Below are 20,661 nucleotides of genomic sequence, written 5' to 3' on the forward strand. Positions count from 1 at the left end.
GAAATGAAAAAGTTTCTAATCCTGTTTCTTGCAGGAACGCTTTTGTCAGGCATTGCTCTTGCTCAGAATTATGACAATATCTTAAGTTATAGCCTCAATGGGACGCCCCTCCATGGTGTCAAAATTAAGACGAACCTCCCGTTTGTACCCGATGGAGGGATGCCTACAATTACAATTAAAGGGTATAATTATGGGACTTCGGATCCTATAAGCTTAACACTCGTATATTATGTGTGGTGGAATCCAGCTTCAAATGATCCTGGGACTTATTACTTCTACAATCCTAGACTTTCATCCTCAGGCGCTTATACTCCGTCGGTTTATTTATCCAACGAAGGAGGAAAGGTCGTTATCTACATCAATGATAAATCTTATTTTCAACGCTTCACCGTGAGCGCTTTCGGGCAGGGTGATAATGAAACGTTAAGCTGGTTTCAGGGCTGGACAGCTGTTGATGAACCGCTTACTGGAACGAATACAGTTAGCATCCCTTATCGAAACAGACTTGCAGGAGATGTGTTTATGCCAGGAAGTAGTCGGTGGAATGATAATGGAGTAGGAATTGGTACAACTAATCTGAATGGTTATAAGCTTGCTGTTAATGGTAAAATCCGCGCACATGAAATCAAAGTAGAGACAGCTAACTGGCCGGATTATGTCTTCACTAAATCTTACCAACTCCCCCGACTTCAGGAAACAGAAAAACACATCAGAGAAAAAGGGCATTTGCCGGGGATCCCATCGGCTGAAGAAGTAAAGACCAATGGTATTGATTTGGGAGAGATGAATGCTAAACTGCTACAAAAAATAGAAGAGCTTACACTTTACATTATTGATCTTGAAAAGAGGGTTAAAACAATTGAAACTAAAAAATAAACCAGCACTTGAAATGAAAAAGAGCTACAAACTATTAGTTATCATTTTACTACTTCCAATATTAAGCATAGGTCAAAGTAGAAATGATGCCGGGCTGCAAGGTGATGCGGGTGCAGTCTCGGGATTCTATGACGCAAATGTTCCGGTAAATTTTCCAACTGGAGCAAGTAGTTGGTGGCATCTTTTAGACGTAAGGCATAGTAATACGATTAACAATTTTGCAATGCAATTTGCGGGGAGTTTTTTTAATCAGGAATTGTTTTTTCGAAAAACAAATGATAGTCCTACTACTGCCTGGAGCAGAGTATTGTTGGAAACAGATGGAAAGGTGGGAATTGGCACTACAGATACCAAAGGTTATAAACTAGCAGTCGCGGGGGATATGATTGCTGAATCTATAAAGGTTAAGCTGCAGAGTGTATGGCCAGACTATGTGTTCACGAATTCTTATGCATTACCGACTCTTCAGGAAACAGAAAAACATATTAAAGAAAAAGGGCATTTGCCTGGAATTCCTTCTGCTGAAGAGGTAAATACCAACGGGATTGATTTGGGAGAAATGAATGCAAAACTTCTGAAGAAGATTGAGGAACTGACTTTGTATTTAATTGAGATGAAAAAGGAAAATAGAATTCAGCAAAAGGTTAATGATGATCAAAATCAAATGCTTCGAGCCGAAATCAATGCATTAAAATCAAAACCATAATAATTATTGTTGATGTCTATTTAAGAAGCCGAACCGGAAGCTTACTTATTACAGGACGGGGTTTGAGGGGGCCGGTAAATATAATGCTGTTTTAAGAATTTGGTTGTCGGTTTTATGCACTGAGGTATATTGACTTTTTTTAGTTTTTTGTTTTTATTGCATTGGATGGCTTAATCCATCGATTTTTATTCTTCGAGTACTTTTTAATTATTTTCTTTAGTGCATGTAGACTGCACTAGGTTTTTTTAATATTGGAAAGACAATCCAAATTTTGGAGTCTGGGTAATCAATAAAAGACGTTTTTTAATTAAAGTAAGATGAGACATTGTTTTTTATCAATAGTACTAATATTCTCAGTTTCACCCTCTATTGCCCAGACTAATGTTTTTCCTTCGAATGGCAATGTTGGAATTGGAACAACCAATCCAACTGCAAAAATTAGTTTCAATAATTTAGAAGATCATTCTGACAACCCAGATGGAATTACCTGGTATAATCCTAATCCCTTGGCTTATGGAATACATAGAACCGCAGGTGCTTGGACGGGGCCAAATTTTCAACAGCTAAGGCTTTCATGGGATACGGGGATAATATTAGATCCAGGTATTTTGTTTGGAAAGAGTTATGTAGATATTCAAGGAGCTGGATTGCGGGTAACAGCTGGGAATGTGGGTTGGGACACTAGACACGAGGGGCTATAAACTAGCATTAGCGGGTAATATCGTTGCAGAGGCTGTAACCGTTAAACTGCAAGGAAGTTGGCCGGACTATGTCTTTACTAAATCTTATCAACTCCCATCCCTTCAGAAAATAGAAAAGCACATTAAAGAAAAAGGCTATTTACCAGGCATCCCATCTACAAAAGAAGTAGAAGCCGAAGGAATTAATCTAGGTGAAATGAACGCTAAGTTATTGCAAAAGATAGAGGAACTGACATTGCACTTGATCGAGCAGGATAAAAATCAGAAGGCGCTTCAAGAAGAAGTTAGGGGAATAAAAATAGAATTAAATCACTTAAAATCTAAAAAATGAAAAGAAGCCTTACGAAAAGTTATTTTTTATCAATAGCGATATTGTTTTTAGTTTCACCTTCTATTGCTCAAACTAATACATTTCCAGCAAGTGGAAATGTTGGGATTGGAACATTAAATCCTGAAAATGGGTTTCAGTTAGATGTAAGTGGATTAGGAACTATCGGAACTCCGGGTAATGCCCGGCTATATCTAGGGACTTTTGATAGAAATAATGCATTTATTCAAGCTCGTGACCAAGCAACCAATCAGAATCTCAAATTCTTTGCTAGTTCTTATAGTTTTGAGATAGGTAATGTTGGGATTGGAACAAGTAACCCCTTCAGTCGGTTACATGTGAAAGATGGTCCACATACTGGTACAATAGCTTTGGGAGATGATGCTTATCCTACTTTACTTTGTTCTTCAGCTTCAAGTGGGGAGTTTAGGATAGATAATAGGTCATCCTTTATTGGTTACCTAACATTTTATCCTAATGGGCAAAATACAACAGTAGGGTCTGAAGCCATGCGTATATGCGCTTCGGGAAATATTGGAATTGGGACCACAGATCCTAAAAATTACCGTTTAGCAGTTAATGGCAAAATCCGAGCTCAGGAGATTAAAGTGGAGGCTTCCCCTTGGCCAGACTATGTGTTCGCCGATTCTTATTCATTACCGACTCTTCAGGAAACAGAAAAGCATATTAAAGAGAAAGGCCATTTGCCGGGGATTCCTTCTGCAGCAGAAGTAAAAGCCAATGGTATTGATTTAGGCGAAATGAATGCTAAGCTGTTGCAGAAGATTGAAGAACTGACCTTGCATTTAATTGAACTCAAGAAACAGAGTGAATTACGCGATGAAAAGCAAAACAAGGAAATCGCAAAGTTGAGATCTAAATTTAGATAATATGAAGAGTTTTTTTATAATAATGTCGCTTTTTTCATTCTCGATTTCTCATGCCCAAACAAATACATTTCCTACCAATGGAGATGTTGGCATCGGAACAATTAATCCGAATGTACCCCTTCATGTTTCTTTAAATGGCAATAATGTTACCAGTGATTTGACACTCATGGCATCATTTACGAATCCAAGTGGCTCTAAAGGGATATCTTTAGGCTACAACCAATCTTCACAAGCTGGGATTATATATTCTGAAAACAATACAGGTATCGGATCGCCTTTAGAGTTTTGGACTTATAATGGTGGTTCGTTCGCGTCGAGAATGGTATTTGCACAATCTGGGAATTTAGGTATTGGCACCAATTCTCCATCTGAAAAATTGGAAGTAAACGGTAGAATAAAAGCAGGAGATAGAATCTATGCAAATTCCTCTGCCATAAATGACTTAAGCTTGGTGCAAGCTTATAATTCTGCAGGAGGAGCCTCTGTTCTTCGTAGCTATTCGGGGACATCTTATTGGGATTTTTCGGCCAGCCAAATTGCCGGTGGAAACTCTTTGTTTATTGGCCAGGGAATTGATATTTCTGTAAATAATGCCGCAATAGCCATTATGGCTAATAAGAATGTGGGAATTGGAACAAATGATCCAAAAGACTACAAGTTAGCTGTTAATGGCAAAATCCGTGCACAAGAGATTAAAGTGGAAGCTTCTCCTTGGCCCGATTATGTATTTAAGTCAACTTATACTCTGCCATCTCTTCGCGAAATAGAAAATCACATCAAGGAGAATGGCCATTTGCCTGGAATCCCTTCAGCGGCGGAAGTAAAAGCCAATGGCATTGATTTAGGAGAAATGAATGCAAAATTATTACAGAAGATTGAAGAACTGACTTTGTATTTAATCGAGATGAAAAAGAACAATGAAACTCAGCAAAGGATAAATGAGATTCAAAGTGAAAAGATAAACAAACTGGAAGAAACTATAATCCTTAACAAATTAAAATAAGATGAGATATTATTTTTTACCAATAGTGTTAATATTTACAATCTCAGCTTCCATTGCCCAGACTAATGTTTTTCCTTCGAGTGGGAATGTTGGAATCGGAACAACAAATCCCCTTGCTAACTTGCATCTAACAGGTATCATTAGGTGGGGAGGTGATGATACCAATTACTTATATTCAGGTCAGGATGGAATTGGAGGATACTTTGAGCAGGTTGGAACCGATGCTGATAAAAGTAAGATCAGGTTTCAAACATCAAAAAATGGTAGCGGATCGGCGTACTCGCAATTTATAATAGATCCAGAAAAAGGGTTTAGTTTCGTGAATTTGGGCCCAGGTAGTTCCAATGTAGGTATAGGAACATCAGATACCAAAGGATATAAACTGGCTGTCGCAGGAAATATGATTGCCGAATCCGTTAAAGTTCAACTACAAGGAAGCTGGCCTGATTATGTATTTAAGTCAACTTATATTCTCCCATCTCTTCAGGAAACAGAAAAGCACATCGAGGATAATGGTCATTTACCTGGGATTCCCTCAGCAGCAGAAGTGAAAGCCAATGGTATCGATTTAGGAGAAATGAATGCAGCATTGTTAAAAAAGATTGAAGAGCTGACTCTTTACTTAATAGAGCAGAAAAAAGAAATAATTACACAAAAACAGCAAATCGAAAATAATCAAGCGGCTTTCAAGGTGGAAATTGAAGAATTAAAACAATTAATCGCAGAAAAAAAATGAAAAAGATTATTCAACTGATATTATTAATTATAGTAACCAATCCATCTTTTGGCCAGAAAGTGCAAGCCATAGTCGCCTCTGGTTCGCATCTTGTTTTGGCTACAAATTGGGTCGTTTTTGCAAATAGTATCATATCTGTCGAACATTTGGATGGAACGAATAGACATGTTTATAGTCAGGCACCACTTAACTATAATGTGAATGCTATGTATGTTGGAGGTCTTGATACAGATTTTGCTCAAAACACTCCGGTACTTGTATATGTAGTAAAACCCTTGATTAAGATTGTAAGTGCTCCAAAAATAAATGCGACTGTAAATTCAATTAATCAGGTCATTTCATTTGGAGATTGGAGCAAGCATTCCACTGGTAAAATTTTGGTTGAGGAAGAGGATGGTCGTAATCAGCATATTTATATTTCAGCCTCATCAAGACCATATACTTCCAGCTCATTATCTATTACAAATCTTAACACAGATTTTGCTGAGGGTACAATTGTAAATGTTTATGATATCGACTATGCGGTTTTATCTACCGAAGGCAATCTTAGCATTAATACGACCAGTTTTGATAATCAGCTTTCAGTAAATGGTAAGATCAGAGCTCAAGAAGTAAAAGTGGAAACTGCAAACTGGCCAGATTATGTATTTGCTAAGGATCATGAATTACAGTCATTAAAAGAAACCGAACGGCACATCAAAGAAAAAGGGCATTTGCCTGGGATCCCCTCTGCTGCAGAAGTAAAAGCCAATGGAATTGATTTGGGTGAAATGAATGCCAAGTTACTTCAGAAAATTGAGGAACTGACTTTGCATCTCATTAAAATGAGGAAAGAACTTGACGAATTAAAGAAGAAATAAATAGTGGATCATTTAAAAAAAACAATAATGAAAAATATCATACCAATAATGATCCTATTTGTATTGTCCTTTAATTTAAAAGGACAAACACTTCAAAGTGTAACGGATAATGGTAATACCACAACTAACAAGATATCCATAAATACTGCGGCTGAAGGTTTGTCACTACTTGGAAACTCTTATTTATCTTTCAAAGACATAGGGAATATTTCCAGAAATGGATATATACAACATGACGGAAGTGATTTAGTGATTAGCCCTGATCTTGGAACCATTAGGCTTTATGGGAAAGTTGGAGTAGGATCTGTGAGAGCTTATGGTGGATCTACACTTCATGTTAAAGCCACGAATCCCAGTCCTTGGGCATTTTTAACCGAATCAAGTACAAATCAATGTATTATAGGGATGAGCCATACAGGTAGCGAAGGCGTTATTGCGGTGAGTTACCTCGACGATAGCGGATTTACACCACTTCAATTTATGACATCTAATATTCCAAGAATGACTATTGCAGCAAATGGAAATATTGGCATTGGAACTGCCGATCCTAAAGCTTACAAGCTTGCAGTTAATGGTAAAATTCGAGCACAAGAGATTAAAGTGGAAGCCTCTCCCTGGCCGGACTATGTATTCACAAAGTCTTACTATCTCCCATCTCTTCAGGAAACAGAAAAGTATATCAAGGAAAAAGGGCATTTGCCAGGGATCCCATCAGCTGCAGAAGTAAAAGCCAATGGTATTGATTTAGGGGAAATGAATGCAAAGTTATTACAGAAGATTGAAGAATTGACTTTGCATTTGATTGAAAAGGATAAAAATGAACAGAAGCAACATCTGTTGTTTAAAGATCAAAATAAAATGATAGAAAAATTGATTGAGCGATTGGAAAGCCTTGAAAAAAGATGTAAGTAAAAATAAAAAAAGTCCTCCCCTCTATGGGGCAATAACATAAATTTAAAACTGAGTTAAACAAATTAAAATCAAAACCATAATAATTATGAGACACTATTATCTCTTGCTCATCCTTGTTTTTTCTTCTATGGCTCCCTTTGCTCAAACAAATAAATTTCCTCCAGATGGGAATGTAGGTATTGGAACAACTACACCCTCCTCACAAATTGAAATATATAATATTGCCCCTAAAATTACCCTAACGCCGGCAAGCTATCCAGGCAACTATAAAACTTCATTTGGCGTCCAACCTGGTGCCCAGGCTTTTTTAATATTTGGGAACAACTCTCAAAATGAAATAAGGGCAGGTAATAGTTTAGCCGGAGGTTTTTTGGATTTTTTCACTAACAATACTGTAGATCAACATCTAGCATCAGATGGTAATTTGGCGATGAGACTTGCGGCCAATGGCAACGTAGGTATAGGAACAACATCGCCAAGAGAGAAATTATCCGTTAATGGCAAAATTCGAGCACAAGAGATTAAAGTAGAAGCTTCTCCCTGGCCAGATTATGTGTTTATGAAAGATTATAAACTCCCAACGCTGCAAGAAACAGAAGTTCATATTAAAGAAAAAGGCCATTTACCAGGTATTCCATCGGCAGCAGAAGTAAAAGCCAACGGAATTGATTTAGGCGAGATGAATGCTAAGCTTCTACAAAAAATAGAAGAGTTGACTTTGCATATGATCGAACTGACTAAACAGAGTAAACTTCAAAATGAAAAATATGACAAGGAAATTGAATACTTGAAATCAAAACTCAAATAGAATGAAACAATATTTTTTCCTAATTGGGATGCTGTCTTTTTCAGTTTCCATAGCACAGACAAATGCATTTCCAATGAGTGGAAATGTTGGGGTAGGTACGACAAGCCCACAGAATCTACTTCAGCTTGTGGGAAGTCATGGGGCTACAAATTTGAATATGCACTATTTTAACCCAGACCCAACAAAGGTTGCAGATCTTACGTTATGGGCAAGTGAGCCAGGCTGGACATTTTCTGGTACTGGGATAGGAAATAATGTATATAACAGTCTGGTTGGCGTAAGTAGAATTAGTAATTCTAAAGGTGGGTCTTATATCAGGTTGCTCGATCAAGGAATGAGGCTTAATATAGTTAGTGGCGATGGAACAGATATTTCTGCGCTTGCAATTGATCCAATTGGCAATATCGGAATAGGAACCTTATTGCCTGCAGAAAAGCTCTCAGTAAATGGTAAAATTAGGGCTCATGAGATTAAAGTAGAAACCGCAAACTGGCCAGATTATGTATTTACCAAATCTTATCAATTCCCTACCCTTCGGGAAACAGAAGCCTATATTAAAGAAAAAGGCCATTTACCTGGGATTCCTTCTGCTGCAGAAGTAAAAGCAAATGGAATTGATTTAGGTGAGATGAATGCTAAGCTTCTACAAAAAATAGAAGAGTTGACTTTGCATTTGATTGCATTAGAAAAGAAAAATGAAATACAGCAAAAAGAGATAGATGAGCTTAAGCCAATTAAGATTATGGCCTCACCATCGACGGGAGAATAAATGATATTTCTTTGAATAAGGGTATGTAAAATAAACTGTGTTCAAGGCGGTGATTCATTAGAGTTACCGTCTTGCTCGTTTTAATTCAAATCTAACACCATCCGGTCAGGAAACCAAATTGCAAGTTTTTGTGCAGTACCCCCCCCAATTACTTAATGGCATAGTCTACTTCTGGCTGATGTTATTATTAGACAGGCTTTAGGTCAACCATAAATGCTTTTTGGTCTTTAGAGGCCACATATTTCAAACTGTTGCGGATTTGATGTACTACACAGGTCTGAATCTCGGTTTGAGGGAATACCGTATTTATAGCAGGGAAAGCCATTCAAGTCATCAATACAGGCAATCAGAATATCTTTTACACCGCTGTTCTGTAAATCAGTGAGCACAGATAGCCAAAAATTGGCACCTTCATTTTGAGAGACATACATCCCTAAAAGCATTTTATATCCATCCAAGACCATACATGCCAATAATCTTATGCTCCAGACTCTCTGCAAGAATAGTTTCACGTTTGCGAATCAACCCTGGTTCAAAGGTAGAACTCCGATCGCTTGGGGTTTCTATGGTAATGGTACCAGAGGAAGTGGAGTAAAGGAGCGAAAGCCCCATCTTTACCATACAGTGATTTGCCCGAACGCAATTGCTCTAGGGCTTTTTGCTTCATTTGCTCGTGATCGAGCTGCTCATCTTCTCATTTTATAAACTGTGTCTCTAAGTTAATAATTAACCAGTTGACACAGTTTATTTTACGCCCTCTTGAATAAAATGGTCTTAATTATAATTTTTATCATTTTATGATTTGTTTTTTTATTGGAGTTACTTTAGGCGACCTCAATACATTTTTGTGCCTTTAAAAAAATAAAAAACTAAATTTTTGATTTTTCTTTTTGATTTTCAATAGGATAAGTTTTTGACTTATTTTCTTTAGTGCACGCTGTATGCCTTAAAGAGTTTGATCTTTAAGGCAAAATTATCTGTATTATTACTTAACCGTTTCTATGCTCAGGAGCTTTCATTCAATTGTTTTTTTCTATTTATGTTTAATTTGTTCTTACAGTTTTGGCCAGGATGTTGGTGTGGGAACAATTTCTGAGGGGCTTACAAACTTTAAAGGGTCATCTTCTGTAGACCATACTACAGGGATCATGAGCTACAACATTCCTTTATTAAGTATCGGACAAGATGGATATCAAATTCCTATATCTTTAAATTATAACGCCTCTGGAATAAAGTTATCAACCAAGGTGGATATCGCAGGCTTGGGCTGGTCTCTGAATTATGGTGGAGGAATAGTTAACAGAAATATACGTGGTGGATTTGCGGATGAAGATAGGACTTATGGTATATTATTAAATCCAATTCCTACAGATCCAACTGCGCTGTTGGCTCATGAAGCTAAAGTAGGGAAAGGGAAGGTAGATGGTGAGTCTGATATCTTTAGTGTTAACATAAATGGGGTTGCAATTAAGTTTGTAATTACTTTAGAGGCTGGAAAGCTGGTTGTAAATCCTTTAGAGAGAACTGATATAGTGATCGAGTGCTTATCAGATAGTTTTTATTACATTCATGGTTTTAAGATTACAGACACACAGGGGACTGTATATACTTTTCAAAGTGGAGATCCATCTAATTCATATATAAAGAGTCCCGCAGATGGAAATTCAAGCTTAATTAGTGCTGTAACATTTTGGTATTTAACCAAAATATCGGTTATAAATAATGGGGATATTAATTTTGAATACACTAATTCTTATTTGGAGGAAAAAGATAATGCTGGATTTTCATATGTGCAATATGGTATGCCTATGTTATCTCCAAAGTTGAATAATGACGGCGCTTTAAATGCTCAGTTAGAGTCTCTTAATAATAATTATGGCAATAGCAGTGCTCAACTTAATTTTGTTAGAAACCAACTTCAAAATGCTAATTCTACCCTAACCTCTTTAAAACAATCATTATATATAAGTCAATATACCGATAGTTTGGGCAATTTCTCAAGTATGAATCAGTCAGTCTGGAATTCATATATGAATCAATTTAATATGTTAGTTGGAGAATTTAGTAATTTATATCTTGAAAATAATCAATACATAGGTGATCTTAAGGGAGTACTTAGTCAAATGTATGGATTAAATGATGAAAAGAAATTTGAAATTTCGGGATATCGGCATAATACGTTGTTTTCTAATAAATTAATTAAAAGAATCATTACACGAACGGATATTGTTGACTTCTCTTATGTGGAAAAAAACAGTAGCAATAAGCAGAATTATTTAATTTCAAAAATAGAACATAAGACAATTGCAGGAGAGCTTCTAAAGACATATTTGTTTGATGTACAGTCGGATATGGGGTTTCTGAAAAAAGTAATGGTATTTACACCTACCGGAAAAGCCGAGCAGCAATATGATTTTGATTATTATCATGAGACGCTCAACGTTTCTAGCCCTTCAACAGATTATTGGGGTTATTACAATGGGAAATGGAGTATGGCAAGGTTTAGCCTTGATCTTGCATATGGTTCTTATTATAGTGGTTCGGCTGCTAGCGTTTTTTCAAAAAATCAGAATTTTCTAAGAAGCGATTTTTCAACTAACATTTTACCTAGTGTAATACCACCTGAAATACCATCGGATAATTATTATGCTGACCGTAACCCTGTTGATAGTGCTGCTGTTTACCATAGTTTAAAGAAAGTGACCAATTTACTCGGGGGAACTATAAGTTTTAAATATGAAGGGAATGAAATTTACCATCCTCAGCTAAATCAAAATATACCAATAGGGGGAATACGCATTAAGAGTATTACTACTTATGATGGTAGCAAAGAACAAACGGTGTCTTATAAATACAAATTCCCTTTGCTTAATAACAGTACTGTTCTTAAAAGCACTGGAGCACTTACCGAGTGGGAAAAGAAAACATTCGCAGTTCCATATTTTTACCAAGGGGGATATGATGTTCATGTTTTTTCTGATTTTGTTGATATGGGAACGCTGTATGTAGATAATAGCAATAATGGTGTGCTTTATCATTACGTTGAAGAAGTACGGAGTGATGGTGCGGCCACAGGATATAAATACCTTCAGGCTTTAGCCACTCCGAGTTTTGAAATTGAGTCTTGCCAGTTTATTTTTCATAAATTGTTAACGGCAAAAATCGATTATGATGCTGCTGGTAAAATTGTAGGCATTAAAAAAAACACTTATGGCGTAAATACACCGTTTTCAGAATATGGATGGCCTACAATGGGGACTTTTGGTAGTTCAATTAAGTCCTTACCTCAGTTAAAAAAAAGCATTATTTCATATGATGAGGAGAACCTTAAACAAATTTATCAGAATACAGAAGTCGCTCAAATTAATTTTGAAGGTAGCCTTTATTCTATAAATCCATATTTTAGGCAATATATTCCTAACTATGAGCCTCGTGTACACTCATCCGAAAGGCCAATAAAGTATCAACTGACTACAGGTTATTTGTCATTGTTAAAGGAAGAAGAAACCAATATTTATAATTCAGATTACAATATACCTTTGGGGACTAGTAACTCCCCCGTAGAGAAACCAGATTTATATACATGGTTACTTAATTCATCTGGGATTAAACCTGTTCAATCTATAATAACTTATAATTATGGCAATCCCGCTCATTTAAATCCTACAGAAATAAGAACAACAAGCAGTAATGGGGATGTTTTGACCAAAAAAATTAAATACGCGGCTGATTATCAGTTGCCTGCTGAAAATCCAATAAGCATGTTAAAAAACCAGGGTAGGCAGGCCACGGTTATTGAAGAGCAATTGTGGAAATCTATAGATGTAGGGGCAAGTTTTAGGCTGGTCTCTGGGACTATTAATGAATATGTCAGTCGTATTGTAAAAGGAAAAACTTATCTTCTGCCTGAAAAAGAGTATCGTTTAAATGTTGTTGCTCCTTTATCTCCTGGTGCACAAGGATATGTTCAATCCCTTAACACTAATGCTCCTTATACTACTGTTTTTTGGGAAACTAACCAGCTTTACGGCGCTCCTATTCATTTAAAATTGTGGGATGAAGGAAGCAATTTTCTTAGAATGAGTGGAGGAAAAGGTCGAACAGGGAATAACTTAAAAGCTGTTAAATATGATCCTTTTAATGGAGATCTGTTATTGGAAGCCGAGAATGTAGACCCCAAAAATTTGCTCGCATTTGATTCCAGCCCTTATCAACGACATGAGTATTACGATAAATATAAGCTCTTTCAAAAATATTATGGTCCCTCATATAAAGAGAATGTAAGGTTCTCTGACGCTCCATTTTTCAATAACAGGCGTGAGATTTTTCTTAGTATCAATCACAGGTTTTATGCATTGGGTATTGATTCCGCTATGCTCAATTTTCAGATTAATTACCCGCAAATGTATTTTACATACATGCAGAATCCTACTTTTCGAGCTTTAAATAATCTGGTTTTTATGATGGCTAATATAAATAGCATGAACGGCTTTATAAAAGCATACGTGGAATATAAAAAGGCAAAAAACTTGATGCCATCCGAAGAATTTCTTGTGATGTCTGGTACACTTACTGACTATGGGTTTAACTATTTTGAAGTTAATGCCTACTTAGATATATTAGGAAATTTTTTCTATGCTGATTTTGAGTATTATGATATCTTATTTAATGATTCTGCTACTGCAGTTGTTGTGCCAATGGCTAAACAAGATTTACCGGTTAGTCACATACCTCTGTCAATAGATGTGGATAATCTGATTTCGACAAATGTCAATTTAGACTTATATGCTTCCAGAGTAGGGAGTCGGGTAGGAAACAAATATGCTTATAGAATCAAATATAAAAATAATACATACTCACCGCTGGAAACAATAGTGTTGCCTTCTAGTGATAATATAGTTAAGAGTAAATTGATCTTAAGTACATTAACAAATGCTTCGCAAATAAAATCGATTGAATTTTTATTTGGATATGAACAAGAGCTGTATAATTTGGGGTTATTTCTAGCTGTACCAGAAAACACTCTTTTTAAAGCTACTGGTTACTTGCCGAACCACACTCCTTATATTTCTTTTGATCAAAGCAAGCGTTATACCGAAACTTTTTATGATGAGAAGATGAACCGACATTTTATAAAGGACCTAAACAATTCCGTGGTTCAGGTTGAAAAATTGGTTTACTCAAAGATTGGAGCTGAAATGCCGAAAAAGACCAGGGTAACAATACAAAATACTTATTATGAATATGCACCAGCACAATGTAATATTGAATCGGTAACTTTTTTTAATACTGCAACTTCTGAATTGATAAGAAGAGATGCGTTGATAATTCCTGGATATAATCAATCATTTGAGCTATCTCCAGGTAATTATAATATTTATTTAAACACGGACGCACCCATTGGTACAGTTTGGTTTGGAAGTCAAAAAATAATTACTAATGCTACCGGAGCAAATGTTATGGAAACTTTTTCTGCCAATCAAAATTATTCAATTACTGTAGGCCCATAATAATCTATCCATTTAATAATTCCAGATAACATGATAAAAGATATTTTACGTTTTAGTTTATTACTTGCATTGACAAATCTTGGTCTTAAGAGTTATGGACAGAAGCCTACTCCCTCTGACACATTAAAAAATAAAATACAGACTCATAATTATCGTAAACTCGTTCATAAGGATTCTACAAGAATTGAAAAGATTGATCGGTTAAATTCTGATTACAGGGAACTAATTGTTGCTGCTATGACCAATACAAAATTGGGAGAAGCTGAGAGACGTACTAAAATTGATCAATTGATAGCCGAGAAGACTAAGAAGCTGAAAGAACTGCAGACGGATAAAGAAAATACGATAAATGTACGGTCGTTAAGACGTACTCGCTTTTAAAAAAGATATAAAACTTTATCCGGATTAAACTATTTATGATCAAATATTTACTCATCCTTGTAATAGGATTACATACTTTAATTACAGATGCTTTTTGCCAGCACTTAACTTTTGATAATTATGCTAATCAAAGTGAAATTACTGCTTCGGGAAGCATAACTTTTACATCTGGATTTCACGTTGCTGCAGGCAGCAACTTTCGAGCTTATATTTCAGTCCCTGTTATCAATTACTGTATGCCATTGGGTACTGTACCTAGCGTCGGTCGGAATTACCAGCTTGTCAGCACTATTAAAAAAAGCGGTGTAACGAGTCCTGAACAGTTGTTGGGATTGAATGCCTGCGAGCTTAGTCAAACCATTAAATACTTAGATGGCCTGGGAAGACCGATTCAGACTGTACAGGTAAAAGGTAGTCCATCTTTAAAAGATCTGGTATTTCCAGTAGTATATGATACAATGGGACGTGAGCCGGTTAAGTATCTTCCTTATGCAGATGAGGGAACTCCGGGCGGTAGTTATCGGAGTAATGCATTGACAGCCGGGCAAGGAGTTTTCGCTTTCTATAATCCGGCAGGAGGTAGTGGCCCCCAACAGGCTAACGGAGTGGTCAGAAACCCTTTTCCTTTTGCAGAAACCGTATTTGAAGCTTCTCCCTTAAATAGGGTAGAGCAGCAGGGCGCTCCTGGTGCTAGTTGGCAAATCTCGGCAGGTCATACCCAGAGGATTGTTTATGGGAGTAATACTACACAAAGTGGTAATTATGGGGTCAAGTTATATCGTGCTGCTGCTGGTACAGATCATATCCGTACATTGATAGATGGTGGTTGGTATGCGGTAGGTCAGCTGATTTTAACCATTACCAAGGATGAGAACTGGACTGTTGCTGATGGACAGACGGGGACCGTCGAAGAATACAAGAATAATGAAGGTCAGGTTGTTTTGAAACGTTATTTTAATAGAAGAGATGACAACAGTATTGAGTCACTCTCTACGTATTATGTGTATGATGATTTTGGTAATCTGAGTTTTGTACTTCCTCCAGGAGCAGAACCTGATTCGGGTTTGCCTGATTCAACGGTTTTAGCCAGTTATTGTTATCAGTATAGTTATGATGGCTTTGGGAGATTGATAGAAAAGAAACTTCCGGGTGTAGGTTTGGTTGCTTTGGTTTATAATAAGCGCGATCAGTTGGTGTTGAGTCAGAATGCGAATCAATTGGGACGTCAGGAGTGGAACTTTATGCGCTATGATGCCTTGGGAAGAACCATTATGACGGGAATTCTTACTAATGGGGGGAGTCGTGCTGCGTTGCAGGCTATCCTGGAATTGGAAACTGTGATGTGGGATAAGAGGGACAATACGTTGAATTATGGTTATACAACTAATAGCTATCCTTCTGGTGGTTTTAGTCCATTAACAATTAGTTATTATGATGACTATGATTTTCCCGGAAATAGTTTTGGCCAGCCCGGCGTTGGCGAAATTTCGGGAGACTATGTAAGGGGGCAGCTTACTGGTAAAAAAATCTGGACTTTAGAAAGCACTCCAAAGGTGTTACTTAGTGTAAACTGTTATGATGATAAAAATAGGCTAATAACTTTGAAATCTACCAATCATTTGGGGGGGACAGACATCCAAAAAAATACGTATGATTTTATTGGGGAATTACTCAACACAACCAGGACTCATATTGTTAATGGGGTGAGTACAGTTATAGCTAACCGCTATGATTACAATCATGCGGGACGTAAATTGAGAAGTTATCAAAAGATCAATTCGGATGATGAAGTGCTTTTGAGTGAAAATATTTACAATGAATTGGGGCAACTGATAGAGAAGAAATTACATGATGGATTGCAGCAGAGCAGATATGCTTATAATGAAAGGGGCTGGCTAAAAGAAAGTATTTCTAACCAGTTTAGTTTGAAACTGGGTTATGATACTTTAAGTTCTCCGCAATACAATGGAAATATTGCGACCCAGGAATGGGGAGCCGCGTACAACAATAAGTATTTGTACAGTTATGATAAACTGAACCGGTTAAAAAGTGGTGTTAGTTCTGGTATTGTGATGAGCGAGGTGCTTTCTTATGATAAGATGGGTAATATTAGTTCGCTGCTGCGTGATGGGGGCAGTCCAAATGTTTATAGTTATTCTGGTAATAAGCTTAACGGGATCACTGGAGGATTGAATACCGGTATTTATGAGTATGATAATAATGGTAACGCAGTTAAAGATGGTAGAAACGGAGCAGTCCTTGAATATAACCTTCTGAATCTTCCCCGGTTGGTTAATAAGGATGGGGAGGGAAATATTGTTTATAATTATGATGCTGTCGGGAATAAATTAAGGAAGGTTAGTGGAGGTATGATTACCGATTATGTATCGGGGATCCAATATTTGAATGGCGCTATAGATTTCATTCAGACAGAAGAAGGGCTGGCGAGAAGGAATGGTAATGGTTATACTTATGAATATACTTTATCAGATCACTTGGGTAATACCAGAGCTACATTTTACAAAAATCCTTCGACAGGTGTTTTGGAGGTGCTTCAAAAAGATGATTACTATTCATTTGGGCTGAGGAAACAATCCCTTGCAGCATCGAATGATAATAAATATCTTTACAATGGCAAGGAGTTGCAGGAGGAGCTGGGACAGCTCGATTACGGCGCAAGGTTCTATGACCCGGTTATTGGAAGGTGGAATGTAGTGGATCCGCTGGCGGAGAAGTTTCAAAGTTTATCCCCTTATAATTATACTGATAACAACCCTGTGAATAATACTGATCCAGATGGAATGGATATTCTTTATGGTCAAGGTGTTGGTGGTGGAGATCTTTATACGGGAGCTGATGCCCAAGCTTTATTTGGACAGCTAAAAGCATCTCAGCAAGGGGATCAGGATGATAAAAAGAAGAAAGAGAAGCCTAAAAGTGAACAGTTGTTGGATGGTCTTGTTTCTGGTTTAAAAGATTTGGCTAATGCACTTGCTCCAATTAGGCCAGCAACAGAAGATGATCCGCAATCTCTTAGTGAATGGTGGGATGGTATAAAAAGTGCCCCAAGTAATATTTCTGACATTTATTCAGACGGATCGCTGGAAGATAAGACTAGATTAACTGCTTCTTTAATTGGATTGTTTAGAGGTAAAAAACCTTCTGTTTCCGGTGTGATGCTTGCTGGAGCGAAAGGAGGGAGTAAGTTATTGTATTTTGGGAAAATTGCCGTAAATAGAGATGTTTTTCATAGAGTAATAAAGAAAGAGATATTAAGAAATGCAGGAGATTTTGTGAAAAAGGTTGGGGGGAATCCCGATGTGGGCGTTGTTGGAGGTAATATACAGTTGATCGGTAATGGACCATATAAGGGTAAAACCTTTCAAACCACTCTTAAAGCTTCGGAATACTTAAAATAAAAGTAGAATATATGGGTACAGCATACGAAATAAGGATAAACTGCAATGAGCAGGGGAAAAAAAATATTGAAGGTATTTTGGGGGTATCCAGTGATGATTCATCAATGGGATGGAGCTTGACAATTGAAGAAAGCTCTCCCCAATTTTTAGATGCTTTGAATGTTTTTACTGATTTAATATCAAGTAATCTACAGAAGTTAAATAAGATTGGAATTAAAACCGATATGATAACCTTTTGGTATTTATATGAATATGAGCAGCAATGCAATATGGAGTTTTGGCCTGATATCACTAAGAGAATTGGTGAATTAGGAATCGTATTATGTATTAGTTGTTGGGAGAAATAGCTATCAACTTGGCACTTTAAGTATGACGCTTTACTATTTAGCCGATAGGCTGCATATCTGTTTATGCAGCCTATTGTTGTTTTTATACCTGCAAGTTGTGTTTTTGGGTACCCAAAAACCTGCTTGCCTTCGCTTAGGAGCGAAGGAGAGGAAACCTTCGCAACTTGGTTTCTGCTACAGAGGGTTACTTACTGCCTTTTAAGAGTTCGTTCTTTTCCCTTTCAGCTTGTAACAGACGTTCATAGAGTTCCATTACCTTGTCCAGCGGGTTAAAAGTGCACTGGTAGTTGAAATAACTCTGATCGTGGAAGTAGTTGATAATGGCATCTTCAGTGAAGCTCTTGATGGCCTGGGGTGTAACGCCTAAAGCCTTTGCAACCTTGCCACTCGAAGCTTTATATGAGAGCTATGCGGTTAAAGATGAACGCAGCCAGCGAAATAAGGTCATGTTGTCCCTGCTGATCTATCAGGGTGTCAGCAATGCGGAACTGCATAAACTGGAGGCCGGCCATGTTAAATTAAAGGAAGGGAAACTCTATGTTCCGGCATCAGGACAGAGTAACAGCAGGATATTGAAGCTGGAAGCCTTCCAGGTTATGGAACTATATGAATACATCCATGTGACCAGGTCAAAGATATTGTCGGAACGTAGCAAAGAACGTTCAGGAAGAAAACCCAAAGCAATGAAAGCAGCTAAGCAGATCCACCAGCTTTTTATCAGTATGAATGGTTGTGAAAATATCAAAAACAGCTTATACCACATTAACCAGGCTTTGCGTAAACTAAATCCTAAGTATAAAAATGCGGTACAGATCCGCCAGAGTGTGATCACTGAATGGCTGAAGGAAAAGGACTTACGGACAGTCCAGTATATGGCTGGCCACCGATATGTAAGCTCTACAGAGCGTTACCAGACCAGTAATCTGGAGGATCTGAAAGAAGCCCTGAACAAACACCATCCCTTAAAATAAGAGCATAAAAAATGAGCAAGCGGGAATTGGGCAGCAGCCCTATTCTCTGCCCTTACGCTACCGCTAGAGGGGTTTGAAGTATACTCCGGGTATACTTTACCACCTTCACACTATCGGCAAGGCCGAAAAGAGTTACTCGCCGGTATACTCTGGTACCAGAAGCCTGCGGCAGCATGGTGCTTCGCAGTATAGTAGTTGGGGAATCTTCCATTCCCCAAACCCCTTTGGAACCTCTTACTGATAGAAAGAGCCGCTCTTTCCTCCTCACTGCCAAAGCACTTTCCATCAGTAAGAGGTCACCACCCAAAAGCAACCAACGGGAGTAGTAAAAGTAGTTTTTGTATAGCAAAAACATAAACTTGCTCCATCAATGCTCCAACGAGAATAGAGGTTTGGGGTGATCATTTGTTAAGCCCCCAAAAGCGGAAGAAGGGAGAGCTGTCAAGGGAACGTGGAATAAATGGCCATTGCGGGCAGGATAAGAGCGTTTATGCCGCGAAAGTCCCTTTACTGCTTTTCCTTCTGAGGCTATCTTTGCTGTAACATATGATCAGCCTTACCTACCGCAGAAACTCTCCGAAGAACGAAATTACTCCACTTGTAAAACCCGAACAAAAAACTAACTTTACGATAAAAGGAACGTTCTTTATAAAGCTGAAAAGTCGCTGCCAGCGAATCCGGTGAACCTTGAAAAAGTTGCGTAAGGGTGTTAGATTATGGAGCAAGGTTTTATGATCCAGTGATTGGAAGATGGAATGTGATTGATCCGCTGGCGGAGAAGAGCCGAGAATTTTCACCCTATGTATATGGAAGTAGTAACCCTATCCGTTTTATTGATCCTGATGGTAGGGAATCGAACGATATTATAATTAGGGGTTTAAATAAATCTAGTTTGACTATAAAAACAACAGCCATTAATTTGGAATTAAATGCAAAAGTTGATTTCAGTGGTAATCATTCTATTGCTGATGTATCTAACGTCGCTTTTGGATATCAAACATCTGCAATTGCGACAGCAACATTTGGAACAGGATATAGTGGTAGCGGTTATAAACTAAGTACAATGTTTCTTGGAGGAAAATATTCTGGGGTTTGGCATGATTATGTTGGTGTAGAAGGGCAGGCTGTCTTGGGAACAACAAGTGCCGAAGCGAGCATTGGTGCAGGAAAAAGCTATTTTTTGGCGTTTAATCATCCTGAGGCTGGGGTAAATAATTCAAATTCACCGATGGGGTTTGCAGGAGATTATAGTGGTGGAGGAGTTTCAGGTTCTTATAAGCCACTTATTGGAGATGTTAATGTCAGTGGTCAATATTCTACGTCCTCAGATAAGTCTTGGACTGTGTGGTCACTTGGTGCATCTATTGCTATTGGTCCTTCTGGTGGGGTGTTTGGAGGTGGTAGCGTCTCTGGAGGGGTACATAAAGGGACTACCAGGCTCACA

The 20,661-nt window shown here is 37.6% G+C and carries 18 protein-coding genes and 2 pseudogenes; 17 read left to right on the forward strand and 3 right to left on the reverse strand.

What is annotated here, in order from left to right:
- The first annotated feature begins 3 nt into the window (after window positions 1-3).
- From EZ444_RS07190 to EZ444_RS07240, 11 genes are all read left to right on the forward strand, one after another.
- Window positions 4-876 carry a hypothetical protein gene (locus EZ444_RS07190; protein ID WP_131608053.1) on the forward strand — a complete coding sequence of 291 codons (873 nt, stop codon included), beginning with the start codon at window positions 4-6 and terminating at the stop codon, window positions 874-876.
- Between the two features lie 13 nt (window positions 877-889).
- Window positions 890-1,582 (forward strand): hypothetical protein, encoded by a 693-nt coding sequence (locus EZ444_RS07195; protein WP_131608054.1) that lies wholly within the window; start codon window positions 890-892, stop codon window positions 1,580-1,582.
- 317 nt (window positions 1,583-1,899) lie between these two features.
- Window positions 1,900-2,283 (forward strand): hypothetical protein, encoded by a 384-nt coding sequence (locus tag EZ444_RS07200; RefSeq protein ID WP_131608055.1) that lies wholly within the window; start codon window positions 1,900-1,902, stop codon window positions 2,281-2,283.
- A complete protein-coding gene (locus EZ444_RS07205) occupies window positions 2,249-2,614 on the forward strand; it encodes a hypothetical protein (protein WP_131608056.1) in 366 nt (121 codons plus the stop codon). The genes EZ444_RS07200 and EZ444_RS07205 overlap by 35 nt, the downstream gene beginning before the upstream one ends.
- The gene (locus tag EZ444_RS07210; RefSeq protein WP_131608057.1) at window positions 2,611-3,501 is read left to right on the forward strand and encodes a hypothetical protein; all 891 of its coding nucleotides are present in this window, start codon (window positions 2,611-2,613) and stop codon (window positions 3,499-3,501) included. The genes EZ444_RS07205 and EZ444_RS07210 overlap by 4 nt, the downstream gene beginning before the upstream one ends.
- A gap of 22 nt (window positions 3,502-3,523) precedes the next feature.
- Window positions 3,524-4,504, forward strand: coding sequence for a hypothetical protein (locus EZ444_RS07215; protein WP_165503546.1), 981 nt, complete (start codon window positions 3,524-3,526; stop codon window positions 4,502-4,504).
- 1 nt (window position 4,505) lies between these two features.
- On the forward strand, window positions 4,506-5,240 hold the full coding sequence (locus EZ444_RS07220) for a hypothetical protein (RefSeq protein ID WP_131608059.1): 735 nt from the start codon (window positions 4,506-4,508) through the stop codon (window positions 5,238-5,240).
- Complete coding sequence (locus tag EZ444_RS07225; protein WP_131608060.1) at window positions 5,237-6,100, forward strand: hypothetical protein; 864 nt, start codon at window positions 5,237-5,239, stop codon at window positions 6,098-6,100. The genes EZ444_RS07220 and EZ444_RS07225 overlap by 4 nt, the downstream gene beginning before the upstream one ends.
- 27 nt (window positions 6,101-6,127) lie before the next feature.
- The gene (locus tag EZ444_RS07230; protein WP_131608061.1) at window positions 6,128-7,012 is read left to right on the forward strand and encodes a hypothetical protein; all 885 of its coding nucleotides are present in this window, start codon (window positions 6,128-6,130) and stop codon (window positions 7,010-7,012) included.
- 85 nt (window positions 7,013-7,097) lie between these two features.
- Window positions 7,098-7,820, forward strand: a complete 723-nt coding sequence (locus EZ444_RS07235; protein ID WP_131608062.1) for a hypothetical protein — start codon at window positions 7,098-7,100, stop codon at window positions 7,818-7,820.
- Window position 7,821: 1 nt separating this feature from the next.
- Entirely contained in the window at window positions 7,822-8,589 is a 768-nt protein-coding gene (locus tag EZ444_RS07240; RefSeq protein WP_131608063.1) for a hypothetical protein, read from the forward strand.
- Window positions 8,590-8,779: 190 nt separating this feature from the next.
- Here the strand turns inward: EZ444_RS07240 and EZ444_RS07245 are convergent.
- Window positions 8,780-9,041 (reverse strand): annotated as a pseudogene (locus EZ444_RS07245) (transposase); the annotation flags it as partial.
- On the reverse strand, window positions 9,034-9,201 hold the full coding sequence (locus EZ444_RS27160; protein ID WP_165503547.1) for a hypothetical protein: 168 nt from the start codon (window positions 9,199-9,201) through the stop codon (window positions 9,034-9,036). The pseudogene EZ444_RS07245 and the gene EZ444_RS27160, both read right to left, overlap by 8 nt.
- 536 nt (window positions 9,202-9,737) lie before the next feature.
- On the opposite strand from EZ444_RS27160, the gene EZ444_RS07250 reads away from it, so the two are divergent.
- The 5 genes from EZ444_RS07250 (at window position 9,738) to EZ444_RS07265 (ending at window position 19,217) form a co-directional block, all read left to right on the forward strand.
- The gene (locus EZ444_RS07250; RefSeq protein ID WP_131608064.1) at window positions 9,738-14,099 is read left to right on the forward strand and encodes a hypothetical protein; all 4,362 of its coding nucleotides are present in this window, start codon (window positions 9,738-9,740) and stop codon (window positions 14,097-14,099) included.
- 237 nt (window positions 14,100-14,336) lie between these two features.
- A complete protein-coding gene (locus EZ444_RS27370) occupies window positions 14,337-14,480 on the forward strand; it encodes a hypothetical protein (protein ID WP_205945223.1) in 144 nt (47 codons plus the stop codon).
- A gap of 35 nt (window positions 14,481-14,515) precedes the next feature.
- Window positions 14,516-17,899, forward strand: a complete 3,384-nt coding sequence (locus EZ444_RS07255; protein ID WP_131608065.1) for a DUF6443 domain-containing protein — start codon at window positions 14,516-14,518, stop codon at window positions 17,897-17,899.
- Window positions 17,900-17,910: 11 nt separating this feature from the next.
- Window positions 17,911-18,246, forward strand: a complete 336-nt coding sequence (locus EZ444_RS07260) for a hypothetical protein (protein ID WP_131608066.1) — start codon at window positions 17,911-17,913, stop codon at window positions 18,244-18,246.
- 320 nt (window positions 18,247-18,566) lie between these two features.
- On the forward strand, window positions 18,567-19,217 hold the full coding sequence (locus EZ444_RS07265; RefSeq protein ID WP_131608067.1) for a site-specific integrase: 651 nt from the start codon (window positions 18,567-18,569) through the stop codon (window positions 19,215-19,217).
- Between the two features lie 52 nt (window positions 19,218-19,269).
- Here the strand turns inward: EZ444_RS07265 and EZ444_RS07270 are convergent, their stop codons facing one another.
- Window positions 19,270-19,572 (reverse strand): hypothetical protein, encoded by a 303-nt coding sequence (locus EZ444_RS07270; RefSeq protein ID WP_131608068.1) that lies wholly within the window; start codon window positions 19,570-19,572, stop codon window positions 19,270-19,272.
- 357 nt (window positions 19,573-19,929) lie between these two features.
- On the opposite strand from EZ444_RS07270, the pseudogene EZ444_RS27835 reads away from it, so the two are divergent.
- Window positions 19,930-20,073 (forward strand): annotated as a pseudogene (locus EZ444_RS27835) (RHS repeat-associated core domain-containing protein); the annotation flags it as partial.
- Between the last annotated feature and the right edge of the window lie 588 nt (window positions 20,074-20,661).

This window comes from Pedobacter hiemivivus (assembly GCF_004331685.1).
Lineage (GTDB): Bacteria > Bacteroidota > Bacteroidia > Sphingobacteriales > Sphingobacteriaceae > Pedobacter > Pedobacter hiemivivus.